The 17730-nt window shown below is 72.8% G+C and carries 21 protein-coding genes and 1 pseudogene; 15 read left to right on the forward strand and 7 right to left on the reverse strand.

Annotated features, from left to right (window positions below; all coding sequences use genetic code 11):
- Positions 1-7: 7 nt before the first annotated feature.
- Positions 8-616, reverse strand: a complete 609-nt coding sequence (locus tag AMK18_RS09485; RefSeq protein WP_073862483.1) for a LysE family translocator — start codon at positions 614-616, stop codon at positions 8-10.
- Between the two features lie 2 nt (positions 617-618).
- Complete coding sequence (locus AMK18_RS09490; protein ID WP_073862484.1) at positions 619-1359, reverse strand: metallophosphoesterase; 741 nt, start codon at positions 1357-1359, stop codon at positions 619-621.
- A gap of 106 nt (positions 1360-1465) precedes the next feature.
- Between AMK18_RS09490 and AMK18_RS09495 the strand changes: the two genes are divergently transcribed.
- From AMK18_RS09495 to AMK18_RS09510, 4 genes and pseudogenes are all read left to right on the forward strand, one after another.
- Positions 1466-2053, forward strand: coding sequence for a CGNR zinc finger domain-containing protein (locus AMK18_RS09495; RefSeq protein WP_073862485.1), 588 nt, complete (start codon positions 1466-1468; stop codon positions 2051-2053).
- Positions 2054-2174: 121 nt separating this feature from the next.
- Positions 2175-2645, forward strand: a pseudogene (locus tag AMK18_RS09500) (DUF2199 domain-containing protein).
- Positions 2638-3300, forward strand: coding sequence for a hypothetical protein (locus AMK18_RS09505; protein WP_073863210.1), 663 nt, complete (start codon positions 2638-2640; stop codon positions 3298-3300). Before AMK18_RS09500 ends, AMK18_RS09505 begins: the two are co-directional and overlap by 8 nt.
- 44 nt (positions 3301-3344) lie before the next feature.
- A complete protein-coding gene (locus AMK18_RS09510) occupies positions 3345-3974 on the forward strand; it encodes a DUF6000 family protein (RefSeq protein ID WP_073862486.1) in 630 nt (209 codons plus the stop codon).
- A 53-nt stretch (positions 3975-4027) separates the two neighbouring features.
- On the opposite strand, the gene AMK18_RS09515 is transcribed toward AMK18_RS09510, so the two are convergent.
- Together AMK18_RS09515 and AMK18_RS09520 are read right to left on the reverse strand one after the other, a co-directional pair.
- Complete coding sequence (locus AMK18_RS09515) at positions 4028-4459, reverse strand: hypothetical protein (protein WP_073862487.1); 432 nt, start codon at positions 4457-4459, stop codon at positions 4028-4030.
- Positions 4460-4505: 46 nt separating this feature from the next.
- Positions 4506-5090: a hypothetical protein gene (locus AMK18_RS09520; protein WP_241836518.1), complete on the reverse strand. Its 585-nt coding sequence runs from the start codon at positions 5088-5090 to the stop codon at positions 4506-4508.
- A gap of 155 nt (positions 5091-5245) precedes the next feature.
- On the opposite strand from AMK18_RS09520, the gene AMK18_RS09525 reads away from it, so the two are divergent.
- The 3 genes from AMK18_RS09525 to AMK18_RS09535 all read left to right on the forward strand — a co-directional run bounded on the left by AMK18_RS09525 (position 5246) and on the right by AMK18_RS09535 (position 8640).
- Positions 5246-6904, forward strand: a complete 1659-nt coding sequence (locus AMK18_RS09525) for a hypothetical protein (protein WP_241836519.1) — start codon at positions 5246-5248, stop codon at positions 6902-6904.
- Positions 6905-7008: 104 nt separating this feature from the next.
- A complete protein-coding gene (locus AMK18_RS09530; RefSeq protein ID WP_073862490.1) occupies positions 7009-7866 on the forward strand; it encodes an oxidoreductase in 858 nt (285 codons plus the stop codon).
- A 33-nt stretch (positions 7867-7899) separates the two neighbouring features.
- A complete protein-coding gene (locus AMK18_RS09535; RefSeq protein WP_073862491.1) occupies positions 7900-8640 on the forward strand; it encodes a phosphotransferase family protein in 741 nt (246 codons plus the stop codon).
- A 7-nt stretch (positions 8641-8647) separates the two neighbouring features.
- On the opposite strand, the gene AMK18_RS09540 is transcribed toward AMK18_RS09535, so the two are convergent.
- The gene (locus AMK18_RS09540) at positions 8648-8899 is read right to left on the reverse strand and encodes a hypothetical protein (RefSeq protein ID WP_073862492.1); all 252 of its coding nucleotides are present in this window, start codon (positions 8897-8899) and stop codon (positions 8648-8650) included.
- 177 nt (positions 8900-9076) lie between these two features.
- Here AMK18_RS09540 and AMK18_RS09545 point away from each other — a divergent pair, with 177 nt between their 5' ends.
- The 5 genes from AMK18_RS09545 to AMK18_RS09565 all read left to right on the forward strand — a co-directional run bounded on the left by AMK18_RS09545 (position 9077) and on the right by AMK18_RS09565 (position 13856).
- Positions 9077-9547: a hypothetical protein gene (locus AMK18_RS09545; RefSeq protein WP_073862493.1), complete on the forward strand. Its 471-nt coding sequence runs from the start codon at positions 9077-9079 to the stop codon at positions 9545-9547.
- Positions 9548-9556: 9 nt separating this feature from the next.
- Complete coding sequence (locus tag AMK18_RS09550) at positions 9557-10498, forward strand: trypsin-like peptidase domain-containing protein (RefSeq protein WP_073862494.1); 942 nt, start codon at positions 9557-9559, stop codon at positions 10496-10498.
- 16 nt (positions 10499-10514) lie between these two features.
- The gene (locus tag AMK18_RS09555; protein WP_143202260.1) at positions 10515-11681 is read left to right on the forward strand and encodes a serine/threonine-protein kinase; all 1167 of its coding nucleotides are present in this window, start codon (positions 10515-10517) and stop codon (positions 11679-11681) included.
- A gap of 5 nt (positions 11682-11686) precedes the next feature.
- Positions 11687-12883 (forward strand): hypothetical protein, encoded by a 1197-nt coding sequence (locus tag AMK18_RS09560; protein WP_241836520.1) that lies wholly within the window; start codon positions 11687-11689, stop codon positions 12881-12883.
- A 109-nt stretch (positions 12884-12992) separates the two neighbouring features.
- A complete protein-coding gene (locus AMK18_RS09565) occupies positions 12993-13856 on the forward strand; it encodes an NmrA/HSCARG family protein (protein ID WP_073862497.1) in 864 nt (287 codons plus the stop codon).
- 10 nt (positions 13857-13866) lie between these two features.
- Here AMK18_RS09565 and AMK18_RS09570 read toward each other — a convergent pair whose 3' ends face one another.
- Both AMK18_RS09570 and AMK18_RS09575 read right to left on the reverse strand, forming a co-directional pair.
- Positions 13867-14484, reverse strand: coding sequence for an HAD-IA family hydrolase (locus AMK18_RS09570; RefSeq protein ID WP_073862498.1), 618 nt, complete (start codon positions 14482-14484; stop codon positions 13867-13869).
- A gap of 219 nt (positions 14485-14703) precedes the next feature.
- Complete coding sequence (locus tag AMK18_RS09575; RefSeq protein WP_073862499.1) at positions 14704-15297, reverse strand: TetR/AcrR family transcriptional regulator; 594 nt, start codon at positions 15295-15297, stop codon at positions 14704-14706.
- Positions 15298-15435: 138 nt separating this feature from the next.
- Here AMK18_RS09575 and AMK18_RS09580 point away from each other — a divergent pair, with 138 nt between their 5' ends.
- The 3 genes from AMK18_RS09580 to AMK18_RS09590 all read left to right on the forward strand — a co-directional run bounded on the left by AMK18_RS09580 (position 15436) and on the right by AMK18_RS09590 (position 17690).
- A complete protein-coding gene (locus tag AMK18_RS09580) occupies positions 15436-16290 on the forward strand; it encodes a class I SAM-dependent methyltransferase (RefSeq protein ID WP_073862500.1) in 855 nt (284 codons plus the stop codon).
- A 78-nt stretch (positions 16291-16368) separates the two neighbouring features.
- Positions 16369-17106 carry an enoyl-CoA hydratase family protein gene (locus AMK18_RS09585; protein ID WP_018101430.1) on the forward strand — a complete coding sequence of 246 codons (738 nt, stop codon included), beginning with the start codon at positions 16369-16371 and terminating at the stop codon, positions 17104-17106.
- The gene (locus AMK18_RS09590; protein WP_073862501.1) at positions 17094-17690 is read left to right on the forward strand and encodes a TetR/AcrR family transcriptional regulator; all 597 of its coding nucleotides are present in this window, start codon (positions 17094-17096) and stop codon (positions 17688-17690) included. Before AMK18_RS09585 ends, AMK18_RS09590 begins: the two co-directional genes overlap by 13 nt.
- Positions 17691-17730 lie beyond the last annotated feature (40 nt).

Here is a 17730-nt window from a genome sequence, read left to right on the forward strand (position 1 = left end):
GCAGGCTCTACGTGACGGCGCTCCGGACACCGAGGGCGATCAGGACCGCTGAAGTGGCCCTGGTGGCAGTTCGTTTGAAGCGGGGGGTCCGGAGGACGCGGGTCGCGCGCAGGACGAGGAACGTCCAGGCGGTGAGCCAGAGCGTGATCAGCAGGGCGTGGGCGGTGGCCAGGGTGAGGATCTGACCGCCGAGGGGGTGGTCGGGCGCGAGGAACTGGGGGGTCAGGGTCAGGTAGATGGACGCCGCCTTGGGGTTGAGGACGTTGGCCAGGAGCGCCTGGACGTAGACGGAGTCCGTACGACGCCTCGGGCGGCGGCGCGGGGCTGGCGTCGCGGTCCGCCAGGTCCACACGCCCAGGCCGATCAGATAGACCGCGCCGATGAGCCTGACGACCGTAAAGGCCACGCTGGAGTGCATGACCAGCGCCGACAGGCCGGCCGCGGCGAGCGCGGCGTGGACGTACAGGCCGGTGACCGTGCCGAGGACGACCGGAAGCGCGCGGCGGCGGCCGCCCTCGGTGACGTACTGGACCAGCAGGGCCAGGCTGGCGCCGGGGGTGGCGATCAGGGGGAGAATCGCCACCAGGAACCCGGCGACGGCGACGGGGTGGACCACGATCAGAGCACGACCCGGTAGTGCGTGGTCAGGCGCCGGTCGTCGGACAGGACGTGGAACGCGAGGCCGGGCGGCTGGTCCAGGTCGGCGGCCCGGTCGCCTTCCCAGGGCAGCCGCAGCGTCCAGGTGACCGCCGGTCCGACGATCAACGGCCGCCCGGCGAAGGCCGACGCGGCCGCGGTGTGGGCGTGGCCCGTGAGGACGGCGACGACCTGCGGGTGCGCGGCGAGCAAGTCGGCCAGGGCTTCCGGCTCTTCGAGCCTGCAGGAGTCGGGCAGCGGGTGGTGGAGTTCGACCGGCGGCTGGTGGAAGGCGATCAGTGCGGGGGTGTCCCGCGGCAGCGCGCTCAGGGTGGCGTCGATCCAGGCCAGCGTCTCGGCGTCGAGGCGCCCCTCGTCGCGGCCGGGGATGGTGGCGTCGCACATCAGGATCGCGGTCCCGGCGATGTGGTGGGCCCGGTTGATGGGGCCGTCGCCGGGCGCCTCCCCGAGGAGGGCCTTGCGGTACGCCGGTCGCACGTCGTGATTGCCGGGGCACAGGAGTACGGGGAAGGGGGCGGCCAGGATCCGGGCCGCCTCCTCGTACTCCGCCTCGGTGCCGTGGTCGGCGATGTCCCCGGTGACCAGGAGCGCGTCGACGGGGCGGGGGAGGGCGCGCAGGTAGTCCATGACGCGGGTGGCGCGCCGGGTCGCCCGCGTACTGCCGTCCAGGTGCAGGTCGCTGATCTGTGCGAGCAGGGTCATGCCGCGATCACCTCTAACGGTTGTTTTCAGTTTTTCCGTTAGGGACTTTAGGGTGTGCGCAGGCGTGTGTTCAAGTGGTCGGAACCGGAAGAGGAAGGGGCGCCCTGTGGAGCGTTGGCCGGCACTGGAACTGGCGAGCACGATCCGTCACGACGGGGACGGCGGTGTCGCGGACGACCTGGCCACGGTCGAGGGCGCGACGCGCTGGATCCAGGAGCGGTCGGCCGCCGACCTCGTCGCGGACGAACCCCTCAGGCGCGACCTCATCGAACTCCGGCAGGCGGTCCGCTCCCTGTTCGCCCGAGCGGTCAGCCCCGCACCCGCCAGCCCGGCGGACGCCCACCACCTGATGCCCGCCGCCGAGGCGACGGCCCGCCTCAACGCGGCTGCTGCGCGGGAGCCGGTCGCGCCTCAACTCGACTGGCCCGACGAGGGAGTTCCGGCCGTCCGGCTGCTGTCCGACGAGACCGCCCCGTCCATCCGGCTGCTCGCCGCCCTGGCCCGCGACGCGATCAACTTCCTCAGCGGCCCGCAGCGTACGCAGCTCCGCTCCTGCACCGCGCCGCGCTGCGTCCGCTACTTCATCAAGAGCCACGGCCGCCAGGAGTGGTGCAAACCGTCCTGCGGCAACCGGGCGCGGGCGGCTCGCCACTATCGGCGGCAGCGGGGGGAGGACGGGGGCGCTCCGTCCTGACGGCTCGGTGCGGCATGCCCCCGCCGGGCACGTCGCGAGGTCGTCGCTAGGCTCCGAGCCCATGACCGATCACCCGGGTTTCACCTGCGCGTGCTGCGGGGCCCAGCACGCTGAGCTGCCGATGAACTACACGGCCGAGGCTCCCGCCGTATGGGATCCGGCATTCGCCGACGCCGACGACTGCCTGCTCTCCACGGACCAGTGCGTGGTCCACGGGCAGCACTACTTCGTCAAGGGACTGATCGAGATACCGGTCATCGGCAGCGACGAGGTGTTCTCCTGGGGCGTCTGGGTCTAGCTCAGCCGAGAGAACTTCTCGCGGGCCTCGGACCTGTGGGACAAACCCGGGCGCGAGGCCGAGAAGCCGTACTTCGGCTGGCTCACCACGGAGCTTCCGGTGTACCCGGCGACGACGCTCAACCTGAAGACGCACGTCCATACCCGTCCCCTCGGTGAGCGGCCCTTCGTCGAGCTGGAGCCCACCGAGCACCCCCTCGCCGTCGAGCAGCGCACGGGGATCAGCCCGGAGCGGGTGCGGGAGATCGCGTCGGCCGTCCTCCACGTCGGTGAGGGGGAGGGCGGTCGTGGCTGACCAGCCCGTGTCGTCCGTCCCGGTCGCGCCCGGCGGACTGAGCCTCAGGGCCCGGCGATTCGTCGAGACGCAGGGCATCCGCGTTCGCCGAGAGGACGTACGGCGGCACCGCGACGCGTGGCTCGACCACGGGATCCCCGCTGCGGAGATCGAGCGGGCCGGTGTCTTCCAGGACCGCTGGGGCGGTCTCGCCCTGCCGCCGGCCCCGTTCTACGAGGGAGGTCCGCGCGTCCTGGGTGCCGACTGTCCCGAGGCGACGCCTGAGGGAGGCTGGTCGTTCCTGGCCGGGGACTGCCGGGTGTCCATGGCTTATGGCTTCGTGATCGGCCCCGACGGTGCGTTCGGTATCGACGCCCGGCGTTGGACGCCCCTGCACGGCAGTACGGCGGGATGGGTGGAGTCCCTGGCCCTCGCCGATCATGCCCGCCGCTGGGCCACAACCGTCACGAGAGTCACGGGCCGGGCCGTCGACGTACTGGATCTCGGGGCGTTCGAACCCGTGCCCGAAGTGCAGGGCGTGACCGACTCCTGGTGGCGGGGCGAAGACTCCCTCATCGCCGTGTACCGGGGCGAGGCCGTGGCCCTCGATGCCCCGCAGTGCCTCGAAGCGCTCGTCTACGGGGGCCTCGACGCGTGGGGCCTCCACGGCGGCTGACCCGCGCGAGTCTTCCCCGCGCGAGGCGGGGCAGAATCGGCGGCGTGATACGCCACCCTCACGGAGGTCCCGAGTTGCCGGCCCCGGTTCGCCGCTACGTCACACCCCAGCGGCGCTACCTGAAGCTCGGCGGCGGTCTGCTGCGCCTGGAGGATCCTGAACGCGGCCGCTTCATGCGCGATCTCCGCGAGGACGCGGGACTCATCACCGCAGATGAGATCGCCGAGCTTCTGGAGGGCGGCTGGCGGGAACGGAGGACTGCGGCTTGGCTGGTGGCCGTGTCGGGCCGGACCGAATTCCGTGAGCGCCTCGGCGAACTCCTGCTGGCCAGCGAGGTCTGCTGCGCGGGCCTGGCCTATTGCGTGGCCCTGGCCGGTTTCGGAACGGAGCGCGACGCCGATCTGTTCTCTGCCTACCTCGACCGCTATCTCCGGCGCCCCGACCTCGCGTACGACCAGGCCGTCGTCATGGGCGCTTTCCGGTACGTCGACCTGAACCTCGGAGGCGGACGGGCCCACCGCTTCCGGCAGCCGGAGGGCCTGTGGCAGCGGTGGCTCCAGGACGCGCCACACATGCGGGTTGACGAGGACCCCACCCCCCATTACTTGAGCCTTATGCGTCGGCTGTGCGCGTGGGTCGAGGAATGCGCCGAGGGCGAAGAGGGACGCCGGTAGGCCGGTGGCCGCCCGGCGCCTTCGCCGACGGTGGGTACCGCGCGCGACGCGCCCTAGAGCTCGTAGTCCCCGGCCAATTCGTCCCAGTTCAGGTCGCGCAGCCCGGGGTCGGCGGACTCGTCCGTGGGAACGGACAGGGGGGTCTGGAACCAGACCACGGCGAGGGACGAGCGGTGCAGGACCGGGTCGAGGTCCGGGGCGATCGCCGTCGAGCGGAAGAGGCCGACGCAGGCCACGGGAGGCAGCTCCACCACGGGCCCGAACGCTCTGGGGGTCGGGTCCTTGTACGTGAGGCGCGGCGGCACCAGATGGGACGGGGTGGAGGGAAACGTCTGTTCCGCCTGCCACTGAAGCCGCCGGGTCACCATCTCGTTGACGGGCTTGCACGGGTAGCCCTCCAGGAACCCGGCGTACGTCGAGGACATGCGTATCTCGGTGAGATCGACGGAACGGCCCGAGGACAGGACCATGCGGCTGAGCGACATGCGCACACCCTAGGCAGTGGGTTCCCGGCGGTCACTCGGGTTGCGGTCAGGAGCGAGGGGCCTCCGGGAAGTCCAGTTCGTCCAGGAGCGAGGCGAACAGGTCCTCCGCGAACGTGGAGTGGGTGCGCAGCAGTTCCTCGATGTGGTGCTGTTCGGCCGTGGTGTGGACGCCTGCCGCCCTCGCCCACGCGAGAGCGTGCCTGGCGGTCACCGGGACCTCGGCGTCCAGCTCCGCTCGCTTGCGGGCCAAGGCCAGTTCGAAATCCGGGGTGTCGAACCACAGGCTCTCGTCGTCCACGTCCTCGGGAGTTTCGAGAAGTACGCTCGCGGCGTTGTCCATGTTGAGCCAGGCATGCCAGTGCCGGCCCTCGGTGTCCAGGCCGGCGACGAACGCGACGGCGCTGTCGCTGACGTCGGCCACGCAGGCCGGTGCGCCGGTCCATTCGACCAGGCCGGACAGCATCTCGTACTCCCAGATGCCGTTCTTGAGTTGCAGGGTCCGCCAGCCGCCCGGGCGGGACGGCCACTCGTGTGCCTCGACGTCCGGTTCCGGGGCGATGTCGGTGAACAGGGGCGCCTCCAGCAGGGGGCGTTGGCTGCGGGCGAAGACCAGATGACCTGAGAATCCCATGGGGGCACGGTACGGGGCGCGCCCGCGAGTCACGCGGGGACGGCGGGATGGACACGACTCGGGAGCCGGGGTGCCGTGCGTGCGGTGCGGCGGGGATCATGGCCGGTACATACGGTTTTACGGAGGGGGCGCGGGTGTTCGGCAAGGTGGGGCGGATGGTCAGAAACCTGGAGGCGACCGGGGTCGGCCTGGTGCCGGATCACGCGATCGTCGTGGACGCGCCGGACGCGCGGGCCGTCGAGGCGCTGGCCGCCGCCCGGCGGGGCGCGTACGAGCCGGTCCGCGCGCTCCTCGCCGCCACCCGCGCGGAGGCAGACTGGACGCTCCGGCACGAGGTCGTCACCGCGCTCGCCGAGATCGCCGTGGCCGACGCGGCCCGGCTGGGAGCCTGGCTGGACGAGTCGCCGGAGGATCCCGACGCGCTCGCCGTCGACGCGTTCCGGCGTATCAAAGAGGCGTGGGCGGTCCGCACGGCCGCGCGGGCCAAGGACGTGAGCGAGGAACAGTACCGGGCCTTCCGCACGCTGCTGGACGACGCGCTGCCCGTCATCGAGGCGGCCGTCGCGGCGAGCCCCGGCGACCCGGTGCCCTGGTCCGCCGCTCTGCCCCACTGCATCGGCGCCCAGGCCCCGCGCGACGTCTTCGAGGAGTGCCTGGGCCAGGCGCTCGCCTGCGCGCCCCACCACCTGGCCACCCATGTGCACGCCGTGCAGTACCTCGCCGACAAGTGGCACGGCAGCCACGAGGAGATGTTCGGCTACGCGGCCGGCGTCGCCGCCGACGCGCCGGAGGGCTCACCCCTGCGCGCCCTGGAGGTCGTGGCCCTGACCGAGGTCGAGCCACGGGAGAGGAAGCGGGGCATCCCCGGCCCCGACGGGGTCGAGGCGATCATCGCCACCGCGCAGGCGTACTCCGCCTCGCGCCCGCCCGAGGACCACGCGGCGCGGCTGATCCGCAACCACCTGGTGTGGGTGCTGAACGGGCGCGAACGCTGGGCCGAATCGCTGGACGTCTACCGCTCCATCGGGCGGTACGCCACCACGTACCCGTGGAGTTACGCGGGCGAGCCGCTGGAGGCGTTCCGGCACTTCCGGGACGGCGCCCGGGCCGGACTCGCCGCCTCCGTCCCCCGTAACGGCACCGTCCCCGCCCCCGGCGTCCCCCTCCCGGAGTCCGTACGGACGGAGGCGGCCCATGAGATCGCGTACGTGCCCGGCGCACCGCAGCGCGTCTCGCAGGAGCTGCTGCTGTGCGGGGCGACCGTCCGGCTCGCCCCGGCCGGGCGGTGGACGCTGATGGAGCCGGCCCCCTCGGAGGAGGCGCCGGGCAAGCGCGGGCGCCGGGCGACGGTGCTGCGGCTCGACGGTCTGGCGGCGGTGGCGGAGACCGCGTTCGACTCCGCCGGGATGACCACGCTGGTCGCCCGGCGCGAGGGGGCCGACGCGTGCGTGCTGTCCGTCGTCGCCAAGGGCCGGACGGCCGCCCGGCACCGGTGGGCGGGGGCCGGTTCGACTCCCTCCCAGGAGACCGCGCGCCAGGACGCGGAACTGCTCGTCGCGGCGGCGGGCCAGGGCGACGCCCGGGAGATCGCACGGCTGCTGAGGGACCCGGGCGACCCCTCGGAACTCCTGATCCACACCCTGACCGCGCTCGGCCTCCCACCGCTCCCGGCCGGTTTCGGCGAGCGCGCCGAGGTCCTGGCCGACGTCCGGGGCGCCACGGTCCACCGGGCCCGCTCGCTCTGGCAGGGCATGAAGGACTTCATGAGCGACGAGTCCGACCCGAACCCGCCGTTGCAGCTGGACGGGCGGTAGCGGGCGGCCGGGCCGGACGGTCCGTGGGGTGTGGTGGGGCGACGGCCAACTCTCATTCCCCGTCGGCGAGTTGTGAACGGATCCGGTGATCTACGTTGGGGGGCATGAACTCCACGCGATGGAACATGGGTGGCGACCTGGGGGTCGCCCGGGTCGGCTACGGCGCGATGAAGCTGACGGGGTGGCCCCGGGGTGAGCGGCCCGACCGCGACGCCGCCCTCGGCATCCTGCGGCGGGCGGTGGAGCTGGGCGTCAATCACATCGACACCTCGAACTACTACGCGCGCGACGGGGTTTCGGCCAACGAGCTGATCCGGTCCGCGCTGCACCCCTACCCGGACGACCTGGTGATCGTCACCAAGGTAGGCGCCCTGGTCGAGGGCCCGGACATCGCGCTGCCGCCCGCCGAACAGCGCGGTCTCACCCCGGACGGGCTGCGACGCGGGGTGGAGGCGAACCTGACGTCCCTCGGCCTGGACCGGCTCGACGTGGTGAACCTGCGCATGGGCGACCGGGGTCATGAGGACGCCCCGCTCGACGGCCCCCTCACGACGCTGCTGGCCCTGCGCGACGAGGGCCTGATCCGGCACATCGGCATCTCCAACGTGTCGCTCGACCAGTTCACGCGGGCGCGCGAGCTGGCGCCGATCGCCTGTGTGCAGAACGCGTACAACATCGCGCGCCGCGACGACGATCCCCTGGTCGACGCCTGTGCCGAAGCGGGGATCGCGTACGTCCCGTTCTATCCGGTCGGCGGCTTCCAGCCCCTGACCGCCGAGCGCCTGGAGGCCGTCGCCAAGCGCCACGACGCGACCGTCCCGCAGGTGGCGCTCGCCTGGCTGCTGGCCCGTTCGCCCAACATCCTGCTCATCCCAGGCACCGGTTCCCCGGCCCATCTGGAGGAGAACATCGCGGCTGGCGAACTGTCGCTGAGTGATGAGGACTTGACGTCTCTGGCCTGACGGGGGCGGCGTTGTACGGGGAGACTGGGCGGCATGGATGAGGTCGAGGTCGTCGTAGCCCACTCCGAGCGGACGACGCTGCGTGTCGGGGACATGTTCCTGAAGGTGGACGCCGACCGGGCGCGGATCGCCGTCGAGGCCGAGGCGCTGGCCCTGGCGCCGGTCCCGGTGCCGGAGGTGCTGTGGCAGAAGCCGTCCGTGCTGGCGCTCGCCGCCGTCCGGGGCACGGCCCTGGGCCGCCTCGGCGAGCCGTCGCCCGCGTCACCGGCGGCCTGGGCCGCGGCGGGGGCCGCGATCCGGACGCTGCACGAGGCGCCGTTGCCGCCGTGGCCCGGGCGGAGCGCGGACGGCCTGGCGGCCGAGCTGGAGCGGGAGTGCGACTGGCTCCTCGCGCACGAGGCGCTGCCCGCCGAGCTGGTCATCCGCAACCGCCGGATCGCGGAGGCGGCGCTGCGGCCGTGGGAGCCGGTGTTCGTGCACGGCGACTTGCAGATCACCCATGTGTTCACCGGCGACGACGACGAGGTCACCGGCATCATCGACTGGTCCGAGGCGTCGCGCGGGGACGCGCTGTTCGACCTCGCCACGCTGACGCTGGGGCACGAGGAGCGCCTGGGCGACCTCGTCACCGGGTACGGCACCGACGTCGACCTGGACCTCGTCCGCGCCTGGTGGTCGCTGCGCAGCCTCACCGCGTACCGCTGGCTGATCCAGCACGGCTTCGACCCGGCCGCGCCGGGGTGCGAGTTGGATGTGCTGCGGGCCGCGGGGTGACGGGGCCTTACGCCTGAGGGGCGGGGGTGTCCGGGTCGACCGGGCGGAACCGGCCCATGCTGGCCCCGAGCAGGAGGGCTCCGATGACGGGTGTCACGCCGTACAGCAGGGGGAAGTCCCTGCCGAGCCAGTTGACGAGAAAGGCAGCCCCCACGAGGGCGGCGAGCAGGAGCGGCCGCCGGATGATGTGCCCGCACACGATCCCCAGCCGCCGTAGTCCGCGCGCTTCGGTGAGCCTGGTCCAGTCCGTGGGGGCCATGGCGTCCAGGGTAGGCGCGCAGGGGGCGGTGCGTCAGGCCCCGGTCGTCGCCGGCCTCGTGCACGGTCCTCGTGCTTCAAGTGGCTCGAATTACGGGCGCCCCAGCGCTACTTCGCGCACCATAGTGACGATCAGGCATCACTGGCGACGGTCAGGGATCAGCACCCAGGGGGGCATGTGTCCGAAACCGAGAATCCGGCCGCCGACGCGGGCGCCGGGACGGCGGACGCGGCGGCGACGGGTACGCCGCTCGTCGGAGCCGCGCTCGTCGTCGCGGTGACCGTCATCGTGCTGTGGCTCGGGCTGCTCGCCTGGCTGGCGTTCCATACCGACGCGACCGAGGTCGCCTGGTCGCGTCTGCTCATTGTCCTCGGCTCCGTGGAGGCCGTCGCGTTCGCGGCCATCGGCGCCTTGTTCGGCACGACGGTGCAGCGGCAGCGGGTGGCGGATCTGGCGGCCCGCACCGAGGCCGCCGAGTCCCGCGCGAGTGCCAACGAGACGGCGGCCCTCAACGGCCACAGGCTGGCGGCGGCGGTCCAGGCCTCCCGCGCTCCCGGCGGCGGTTCGGACACGGAACAGCTGTCGGCGGACGGCCGGTCCGGCCGGGATCCCCTGCTCGACATGGCCAACCGGCTGTTCCCGGACTGAGGCGGCGCCGTGGACCCCATCGGACGGCTGGTGCGCGACGGTGAGCCCGTGGCGACGGCGGTCGTGCTCACTGCCGACGGGCTCGCCGCGACGGCGGCTCACGTCCTCGCGTCGCACCGGGCCGCGCAGTGGACCTTCGAGCCGATCGCCGCGCCCGGGTTCTCGTTCCCCGTCGACTGCTCGCCGCCCTCGGACGGCGCCGCCGACGTGGCGCTGATCCAGGTACGCGAAGCCGATGACTGGGACCCGGTGACGCTCACTCCGCACACGAGCGCCACCCCCGGCGACCCGGTCCACCTCCGCGGATTCGCCGCGTCCCGCGACTACGACTCCGGCGTCGGCCACTACGTCGGCACCACGGCGCAGCACGGCCGGGCCTGGGTGAAGGTGAGCTGCCGGCACGCCCAGCCGGGCATGAGCGGCGCACCGGTGCTGCTCACCGGCACGGGCAGCGCCATCGGCATCGTGTCGGCCCGTCTCAACTCGGGGAACTGGAACCGCGACACCGTGCTGCTCGCCCCGACCGAGAGCCTTGTCGCGCTCGCCCCCGAGCGGCTCCGGCCGGCCGCACCCGTACGCCGTTATGCCGGGGGCACGCTCCGGCTGTCCTGGGTGCGCGGCGCATCGACGGAACTCTTTCTGGAATCGGATGACTTCACGGTTTCGTTCGGCCGCAACGTACACAACCGCGTGTACCTGCCGGACCACCGGGACAGTCGTTTCCACGGTCATCTCGCCCTGGTGGGGGCCTCCTTGACCTACCAGCACCTCGGTTCGCACCCCGCCTTCCTGGCAGGCGCCACACGCCAGTTGAAGCTCGCCAAGGGGGACATCTGCCCAGTCGGGGACAAGGACCGGCTGAGCGTCGGGAGCGGAACGATGCTGGTGGAGTTCTCCGCGCCCGACCTGTACGACCCGAACGCGCACATGACGCCGGAGGCGCCCGAGTGAAGGGGTGATCAACCAGTTGGACGCCGATTCCCGCACCGACCTGACAGCCGCCGGACCGTACGAGCCGCCTCCCCCTCTCGCGGGCGCGCCCGCGGCCATCGGGGAGGTGCTGTCCGACCGCTGGTCGGTGGCGGAGATCCGCCGCGGCGGGCAGGCATGGGTCCTCATTGTCGATGACCTCGAACGCGGCGGCCGCCGCGCGATCAAGGTCCCGCTCTCCGGCGCTCTCGTCGGCGACGACGAACTCGAAATGCTGCTCCGGCTCGAACCGCACCAGCACACCGTCACCACGCTCGGCGTCATCGAGGTGCGCGGGCGGCCGGGCATCGTCTTCGACTACGCGCCCTCCACCCTGACCGACCTGATCGGACTGGGGCCCGGGCTGTCACTCACCGGACTCCTTCAGCAGGTGTGCGCCGGAATGGCCCACCTGTCCCACGTCGTGGAGGTGGCCCACCTCGACCTCAAGCCGTCGAACGTCCTCGTGGACGAGAACGGTCAGGCCAAGGTCGCCGACTTCGGCCTGGCCCAACGGGTGCGCATCCAGGACGGACGCTTCGCGGGCGCGCGGGGCGGCACCTGGGCGTACGCCGCGCCCGAGGTGCTGCGGCGGGAGCCCTGCGACACCCGCGCCGACATCTTCTCCTTCGGTGTGCTCCTCTACGAGGCGTGCACGGGCAGGCTCCCCTACCCGTTCGCCCTGGCGTCCGACCCGGTCGCCCAGCGGGCGCAACTGCTGGACTACTACGCATCCTCGGGCCCCGGTGAGCGGCAGAGCGAGCTCTACTACTGGGGGCAGTCCAAGGTGACCCAGGTGCCCGTCACCCCGCCCGGTGAGGGCATCAGCGTCCTCCTGTCGAGCTGCCTGCAGCAACACCTGTCCGAGCGCCCGCAGTCGTTCACCATGCTCGCCGAGATGCTGGCCCGCGCGGTCCGGAGACCGCCGGTCGAAGTCCTGGCGACTCCGCTGCCGCAGATCGACCAGCAGCGCAGATCACTCTCGCTGGCCCAGGTGCTGATCCGGCTCGGCCGGCTGGACGAGGCCATCAACGAGCTCAACCGCTTGCTGTCGTCGACGCCCCTGCCCGCGGCTCTCTTCGAGGCCGCACGGCAGGCGGCGGTCCAGGCGCTGACCGCAGCCGGGCGGCATGCCGAAGCAACCGAACTAGCAGATTGGCGGTGACCTCCATGCGGCGGTTCGAACTGGCGGAATGGAAACGGAGCCCGCGTCTCACGGACCTGCGGAACACGGTGGTGGGGCTGCTGGCGGAAGGGCGGCACCGTACCGCGCTGGACGAGGCCCTGCGCGGACTGCGGCGCGATCCGGAGCACCCCGACGGGCTGTTCGTGGCGCTCACCGTGCTGGCCCAGAGTCGCACGGCGCGGCTGACGTCCCCCGAGCCCCTGACCGAGACGCAGCAGTGGAACGCACTGCTGGCGCCGGTCACGACGGCGTGCTCGTCCTGTGACGGCCGCTGGTACTCGACACACGCGGTCATGTTCACCGACAACGACGTGGAGATCCAGCCGACGAACCCCATCGGGCTGCAATGCCAGAAGTGCCGGTACACGCTGTGCCGGGACTGTCTGAAGGCGCAGCGGCCGACCTCGTACACCCTCTCCGTCGACGCGCCGGAAGTGGTCGCGGCCTCCTGCGCGAACAGGGACTGCGGCGGCCGGGGGCTGTCCGCACCGGTGCTCCCCACCGGCCGCCCCGACGTGACCCCCATGGATCCGGACGCCATCGAGGGCGTCATCGTCGTACGGGACGGCCCCATCCGTCCGACGACGGAGCAAGCCCTCGCCGTGGTGACCAGGTTCCTTCCGCTCATCCCCGACGACGCGCCCCTCCTCCACATCCGCAGGGCCCGCCCCGGCACCATGGGCGACGGCGCGGCCCGCGACGGGCTCGCCCAGTCCCTGCTGCTCGACCTGGAACGCGAAGGCGTGCTGGCCCCCGCCTCCTGGGGACGCTCCAGCCGCATGCACATCCTGGCCGGGCCCGGAGGGGACGGCGACTATCTGATCGTCCCGGTCGAGAGGAGTCACCAGCGCGTCTCGCCGACCGCCCCGCACGCCGTCTCCAGCCCGGGCACGTACACGTACCTGTTGCAGATCCTGCCCCTGAGGGGAGGCTGGGCGACGCTGCGCGACCCGCGGACCGGCGACTTCCACGACGGCACGTTCGGTGCCCTCTCGGCACCGCCCGAATCGCTTCCCGGCCTCGCCCAGGACCTCATCAAACGCTTCGAGCGCATGGGGAAGTCGCGCCGCGTCCTGTTCTTCGAGGGCGACCGCACCCAGCAGAACCTCAGCACGGACGACGTGTACGGCATCGGCACGGAAGGCGGCACAGCGCTTTCGCCGTACTCCGAGGGACCGTGACGCGGCGGCTCACCGCCTCCCCTTGACCTCAATCGCGCTTGAGGGTTCACCGTCTGGGTATGCCGGTCCGCCGCACCGAGGGCGGACCTCGTACGCAGGAGGAACACCCATGCCCGACAACCGAGTCATCGTGGTCACCGGCGCGACGGGGAAGCAGGGCGGGGCCGTTGCCCGGGCGCTGCTGGGGCAGGGCTGGACCGTACGGGCGCTGGTGCGCGATCCGGACGCGTCCGCCGCGCTCGCGCTGAAGGAGGCGGGGGCGGTGCTCGTACGCGGGGACCTGGACGACGCCCGTTCCCTGGACGCGGCCCTGGTGGGGGCGTACGGGGTGTTCAGCGTGCAGACCTTCGCCGGGCCGGACGGTTTCGACGGGGAGATCCGGCAGGGCCGGGCGGTCGCGGACGCCGCCGCCCGGGCGGGGGTGCAGCACGTCGTCTACAGCTCCGTCGACGGCGCCGACCGCGCCGGGGACGTACGGCACTTCGCGAGCAAGGGCGAGATCGAGCAGCACATCGAGGCCCTGGGGCTGCCCGCGACCGTGCTGCGGCCGACGTTCTTCATTTCCAACTTTGAGGGCCTGGGCCCGCGAGGGGACGGCGAGGAGCTGACGCTCACCCTGGCGCTCGACGCGGACACCCGGCTCCGGATGGTCAGCCCCGATGACATCGGCGCCCTCGCGGCCGCCGCCTTCGCCGCCCCGGCCGACTACCTCGGCCGCATCGTGGAGATGGCCGGCGACGCGCTCACCGGGCCGCAAATGGCCGAGGTGTTCGCCCGCGCCGCCGGGCGGCCGGTGCGCTTCGTCCCGCTGCCCGTCGAGCAACTCCGCTCCCACAGCGAGGAGATGGGCGCGATGTTCGCCTGGTTCAACGAGGTGGGCTTCCGGGCCGAGGTGAGCGACCTGCGCCGCGCGCTGCCCGCACCGGTCACCCTGGAGCGCTGGGTCGCCGAGCACTGGAGCGTGCCCCGGTGAACGGGGCCGGTCAGAGCCCCATCGACGCGAGGGCGTCGCGCAGTTCCCCGGCGCCCCGGTAGTGGTGGCCGGTCAGGCCCGCGTCCCGCGCCGCCGCCACATGACCGGCGGTGTCGTCGACGAACAGGCAGCGGCGCGGTTCCGCGCCCACGGTCCGGGCCGCCGCCTCGAAGACCCGGTGGTCCGGCTTGGCGACCCCGATGCGGGCGGTGTTGACCACCGCGTCGAACGCGTCCACCAGGCCCAGCGCGGCGAGATCGGCCTCCAGCCGGGTCGTGGCGTTGGAGACCAGCACCACGGGGACCCGGGTCCGGAGGGACGTCAGCAGGTCCAGGACGTCCGCGTCGACGCGACCGGACAGCGCCGTCCAGCCGCGTACGAGGTCCTGGGCGACGGCCGCCGACCCGCAGTCCCCGGTCAGGGAATCCGCCACCCGCTGCCGCCACCGCTCGTCGCTGATCCGGCCGGTGACGGCCTCGTCCAGCAGGGCGGGCCGGAAGGCGGCCGCCGCGAGACTGCCCTCGGGCAGTCCCGCCCGGCGGTCGAGCGCGGCCATGCCGTCCGGGTCCCACAGGCGCACGACCCCGTCGAAATCGCAAAGTACGGCGTCGAAGGGGGAGTTGGTCATGACCGCGATCCTGTCACTACGGCCGTGATCCGCCGGACAGGCCTAGGGCCTGTCTGACAATTCCCGTCTGCCGGGCGGCGCCATGCACGCACTCTCGCCGCACCGGCCCCAGACCCCAGTACATCCAGTACAGGGGTCTGGGGCCGGCACGCCGAGAGCACGCACCTGACGCCGCCCGGCCCGCCCTCCGGGCGGACGACGGGAATCGTCAGACAGGCCCTAGTGCGCGGAGTCCCCCACCAGCACCGCCACCAGCCGCGACATCGCCGGGCGCGGGTCCGGGGCGCCCGGCCATGTCGTCATCAGGAGGTGGTGCGCGGTGCCGACGATCGCGAGGGCGGCCGTCGGGGCGTCCACCGCCGCCCGCACCCTGCCCCGGTCCTGCTCGGCCGTCAGGTAGTCCGTGATGGCCTCCTGGATCGCCGTGAAGCCCGGCGCGCCGGACTCCAGGGCCTCGCGGACGCGGACCGTGGCCGCCGGGCGGGTCATGGCGAGGCCCGAGATCGCGGGGCCGCCGGAGGCGAACAGGGCGAGGACCACGGCCTCCAGGTTCTCCCGGACCGTCCCCTGCCCGGCGAGCGCCGGGAGGGCCCGGGCCTTCGTGGCCGTCCGGGCGAACCGGTCGAGGCAGAGCTCCGCGACGAACGCGTCGAGCCCCGCGAAGTGCGTGTGCAGGAGGCCCTTGGCGCAGCCCGCCTCCGTCGTGACGGCCCGGCTGGTGAGCGCGCCGGGCCCGTCCCTCTCCACGATGCGCTCGGCCGCCGCGAACAGCCGCTCGCGCACATCCGGCGTCGCCACTCCGCGCGGTGACATGGGCCTTCTTCCGTTCTGCCGTCCCCGCCCCTCGTGGGCGCGACCGCTCCGCATGGTAGCGGGGATTGCGTGTTTGGGCATGTGCCCATACTGTTTGGGCGAACGCCCATTCTTGGGCGCCCACGTCAGGAGGCACGCGTGTCCGAGATCGTCAACACCGAGCAGGCGCAGGCCTGGAACGGCCCCGAAGGCGTCCACTGGGCCGGCCATCAGGACCGCTGGAACGCGGTCAACGGCGGCTTCAACGACCCGCTTCTCGACGCCGCCGGCATCGTCGGGGAGGGCCGCACCCTCGACCTCGGCTGCGGCGCCGGGCAGACCACGCGCCTCGCCGCGCTCCGGGCGCCCCGGGGGAGCGCGACGGGTCTCGACCTGTCCGGGCCGATGCTGGCCGAGGCGCGGGCCCGCGCGGAGCGGGAGGGCGTCGGCAACGTCTCCTTCGTCCAGGCCGACGCCCAGACGCACCCCTTCGAGCCCGGTGCGTACGACTCGGCGATCAGCCGCTACGGGGTGATGTTCTTCGCCGACCCCGTGGCGGCCTTCGGCAACATCGGGCACGCGCTGCGCCCCGGCGGGCGGCTCGCCTTCGTCTGCCCGGCCGACGCCGCGCTCAACGAGTGGGTCGTAGCAATGGCCGCCCTCCGCGACTGCCTCCCGGTCGGCGACTTCGGCCGCCCGGGGCTTCCCGGCATGTTCTCCCTGGCCGCCCCGGACCGCATCCGCGAGATCCTGGCGGCGGCGGGCTTCTCGCGTATCGACGTCAACCAGGCACAGGTGTACGGGACATGGGGCACCGGCGCCGAGGACGCGGCGGACTTCCTGCTGGGTACGGGTCCGGGCCGCCATCTGACGCAGCAGGCCGACGCGGCGGCCCGCACCCGTGCGCGCGCAGTCCTCACGGACCACCTGCGCGGCCATGAAGCGGCGGACGGCACGGTCCGTCTGCGCAGCACCTCGTGGCTGGTCACGGCGGACCTCCCCGTACGCGCGTAAAATCATGCAAGCGCGCTTGATTGTTCCCGGTCCTGCTGCCACGCTCGACGCGACCGTCGGCAGAGAAGGAGACCGCGGATGAGCCCGCTCGCCCCGCCCGCCCACACGCGCGGCGTCACCACCCTCACGCTCGACTCGCCCGCCAACCGCAACGCGCTGAGCGCCGGGCTCGTCGCCGGTCTCGCGGAGGCGCTGGACGCGTGCGCGGCCGACGACTCGGTGCGGGCCGTCGTGCTCACCCACACCGGGACCACCTTCTGCGCGGGCGCCGATCTGCGGGCCCCGGCCGACCCGCACGACTTCGTGGCCCTGATGCGGCGGATCGTCGCGCTGCCGAAGCCCGTGGTGGCCCGGGTCGACGGGCACGTCCGCGCCGGAGGGCTCGGGCTGCTCGCGGCCTGCGACATCTCGGTGGCCGGGACCGGGTCGACCTTCGCGCTCACCGAGGCACGGCTCGGCCTCGCGCCCGCCGTGATCTCGATGCCGCTGCTCCCGCGCATCGACCCGCGCGCCGCCGCCCGCTACTACCTGACCGGCGAGAAGTTCTACGCGGACGAGGCCGAGCGCATCGGCCTCGTCACGATGGCCGCCACCGACGTGGACGGCTCGGTGGACCTCGTACTGGACGATCTGCGGCGGGCCTCGCCGCAGGGGCTGGCGGCGTCCAAGGCACTGGTCACGGCTACTGTGCTGGAGAATTTCGACCAGCACGCCGAAGACCTCATCGCCCGCTCCGCCCAGCTCTTCGCCTCCGACGAGGCCCGGGAGGGGATGACGGCCTTCCTCGAACGACGGGACCCCGCATGGGCGTTGTGACACCGGGCGGCAGCAGCCCCGGCCCCAAACAGGACCGCAGCCGCGCCACCCGCCGCCGCCTCCTGGAGGCCGCCGTGGCCTGCCTCGCCGAACACGGCTGGGCCGGGTCCACCGTCGCCGTCGTCGCGGAACGGGCCGGGGTCTCGCGGGGCGCGGCGCAGCACCACTTCCCCACCCGCGAGGACCTGTTCACCGCCGCCGTCGAATACGTCGCCGAGGAACGCTCCGCCGCCCTGCGCGCCGTCCCCGACCAGGACCGCGCCGCCGTCGTCGCCGCCCTGGTCGACCTCTACACCGGCCCCCTCTTCCGCGCCGCCCTCCAACTCTGGGTCGCCGCGTCCAACGAGGAGCAACTGCGCCCCCGGGTCACGGAGCTGGAGGCCAAGGTGGGCCGCGAGACCCACCGCATCGCCGTCCACCTCCTGCGCGCCGACGAGACGAGGCCCGGGGTCCGCGAGACCGTGCAGGGACTGCTCGACATGGCCCGAGGCCTCGGCCTCGCCAACGTCCTCACCGACGACACCACCCGCCGCCGCAAGGTGGTCGCTCAGTGGGGGACGCTCCTGGACGAGGCCCTGGGTTGAGGGGCGCGGGAAACGCCTTGGTGTCAGCGGAACGCCCGGA

This window comes from Streptomyces sp. CB01249, from assembly GCF_001905735.1.
In the GTDB taxonomy this organism is placed as follows: Bacteria; Actinomycetota; Actinomycetes; order Streptomycetales; family Streptomycetaceae; genus Streptomyces.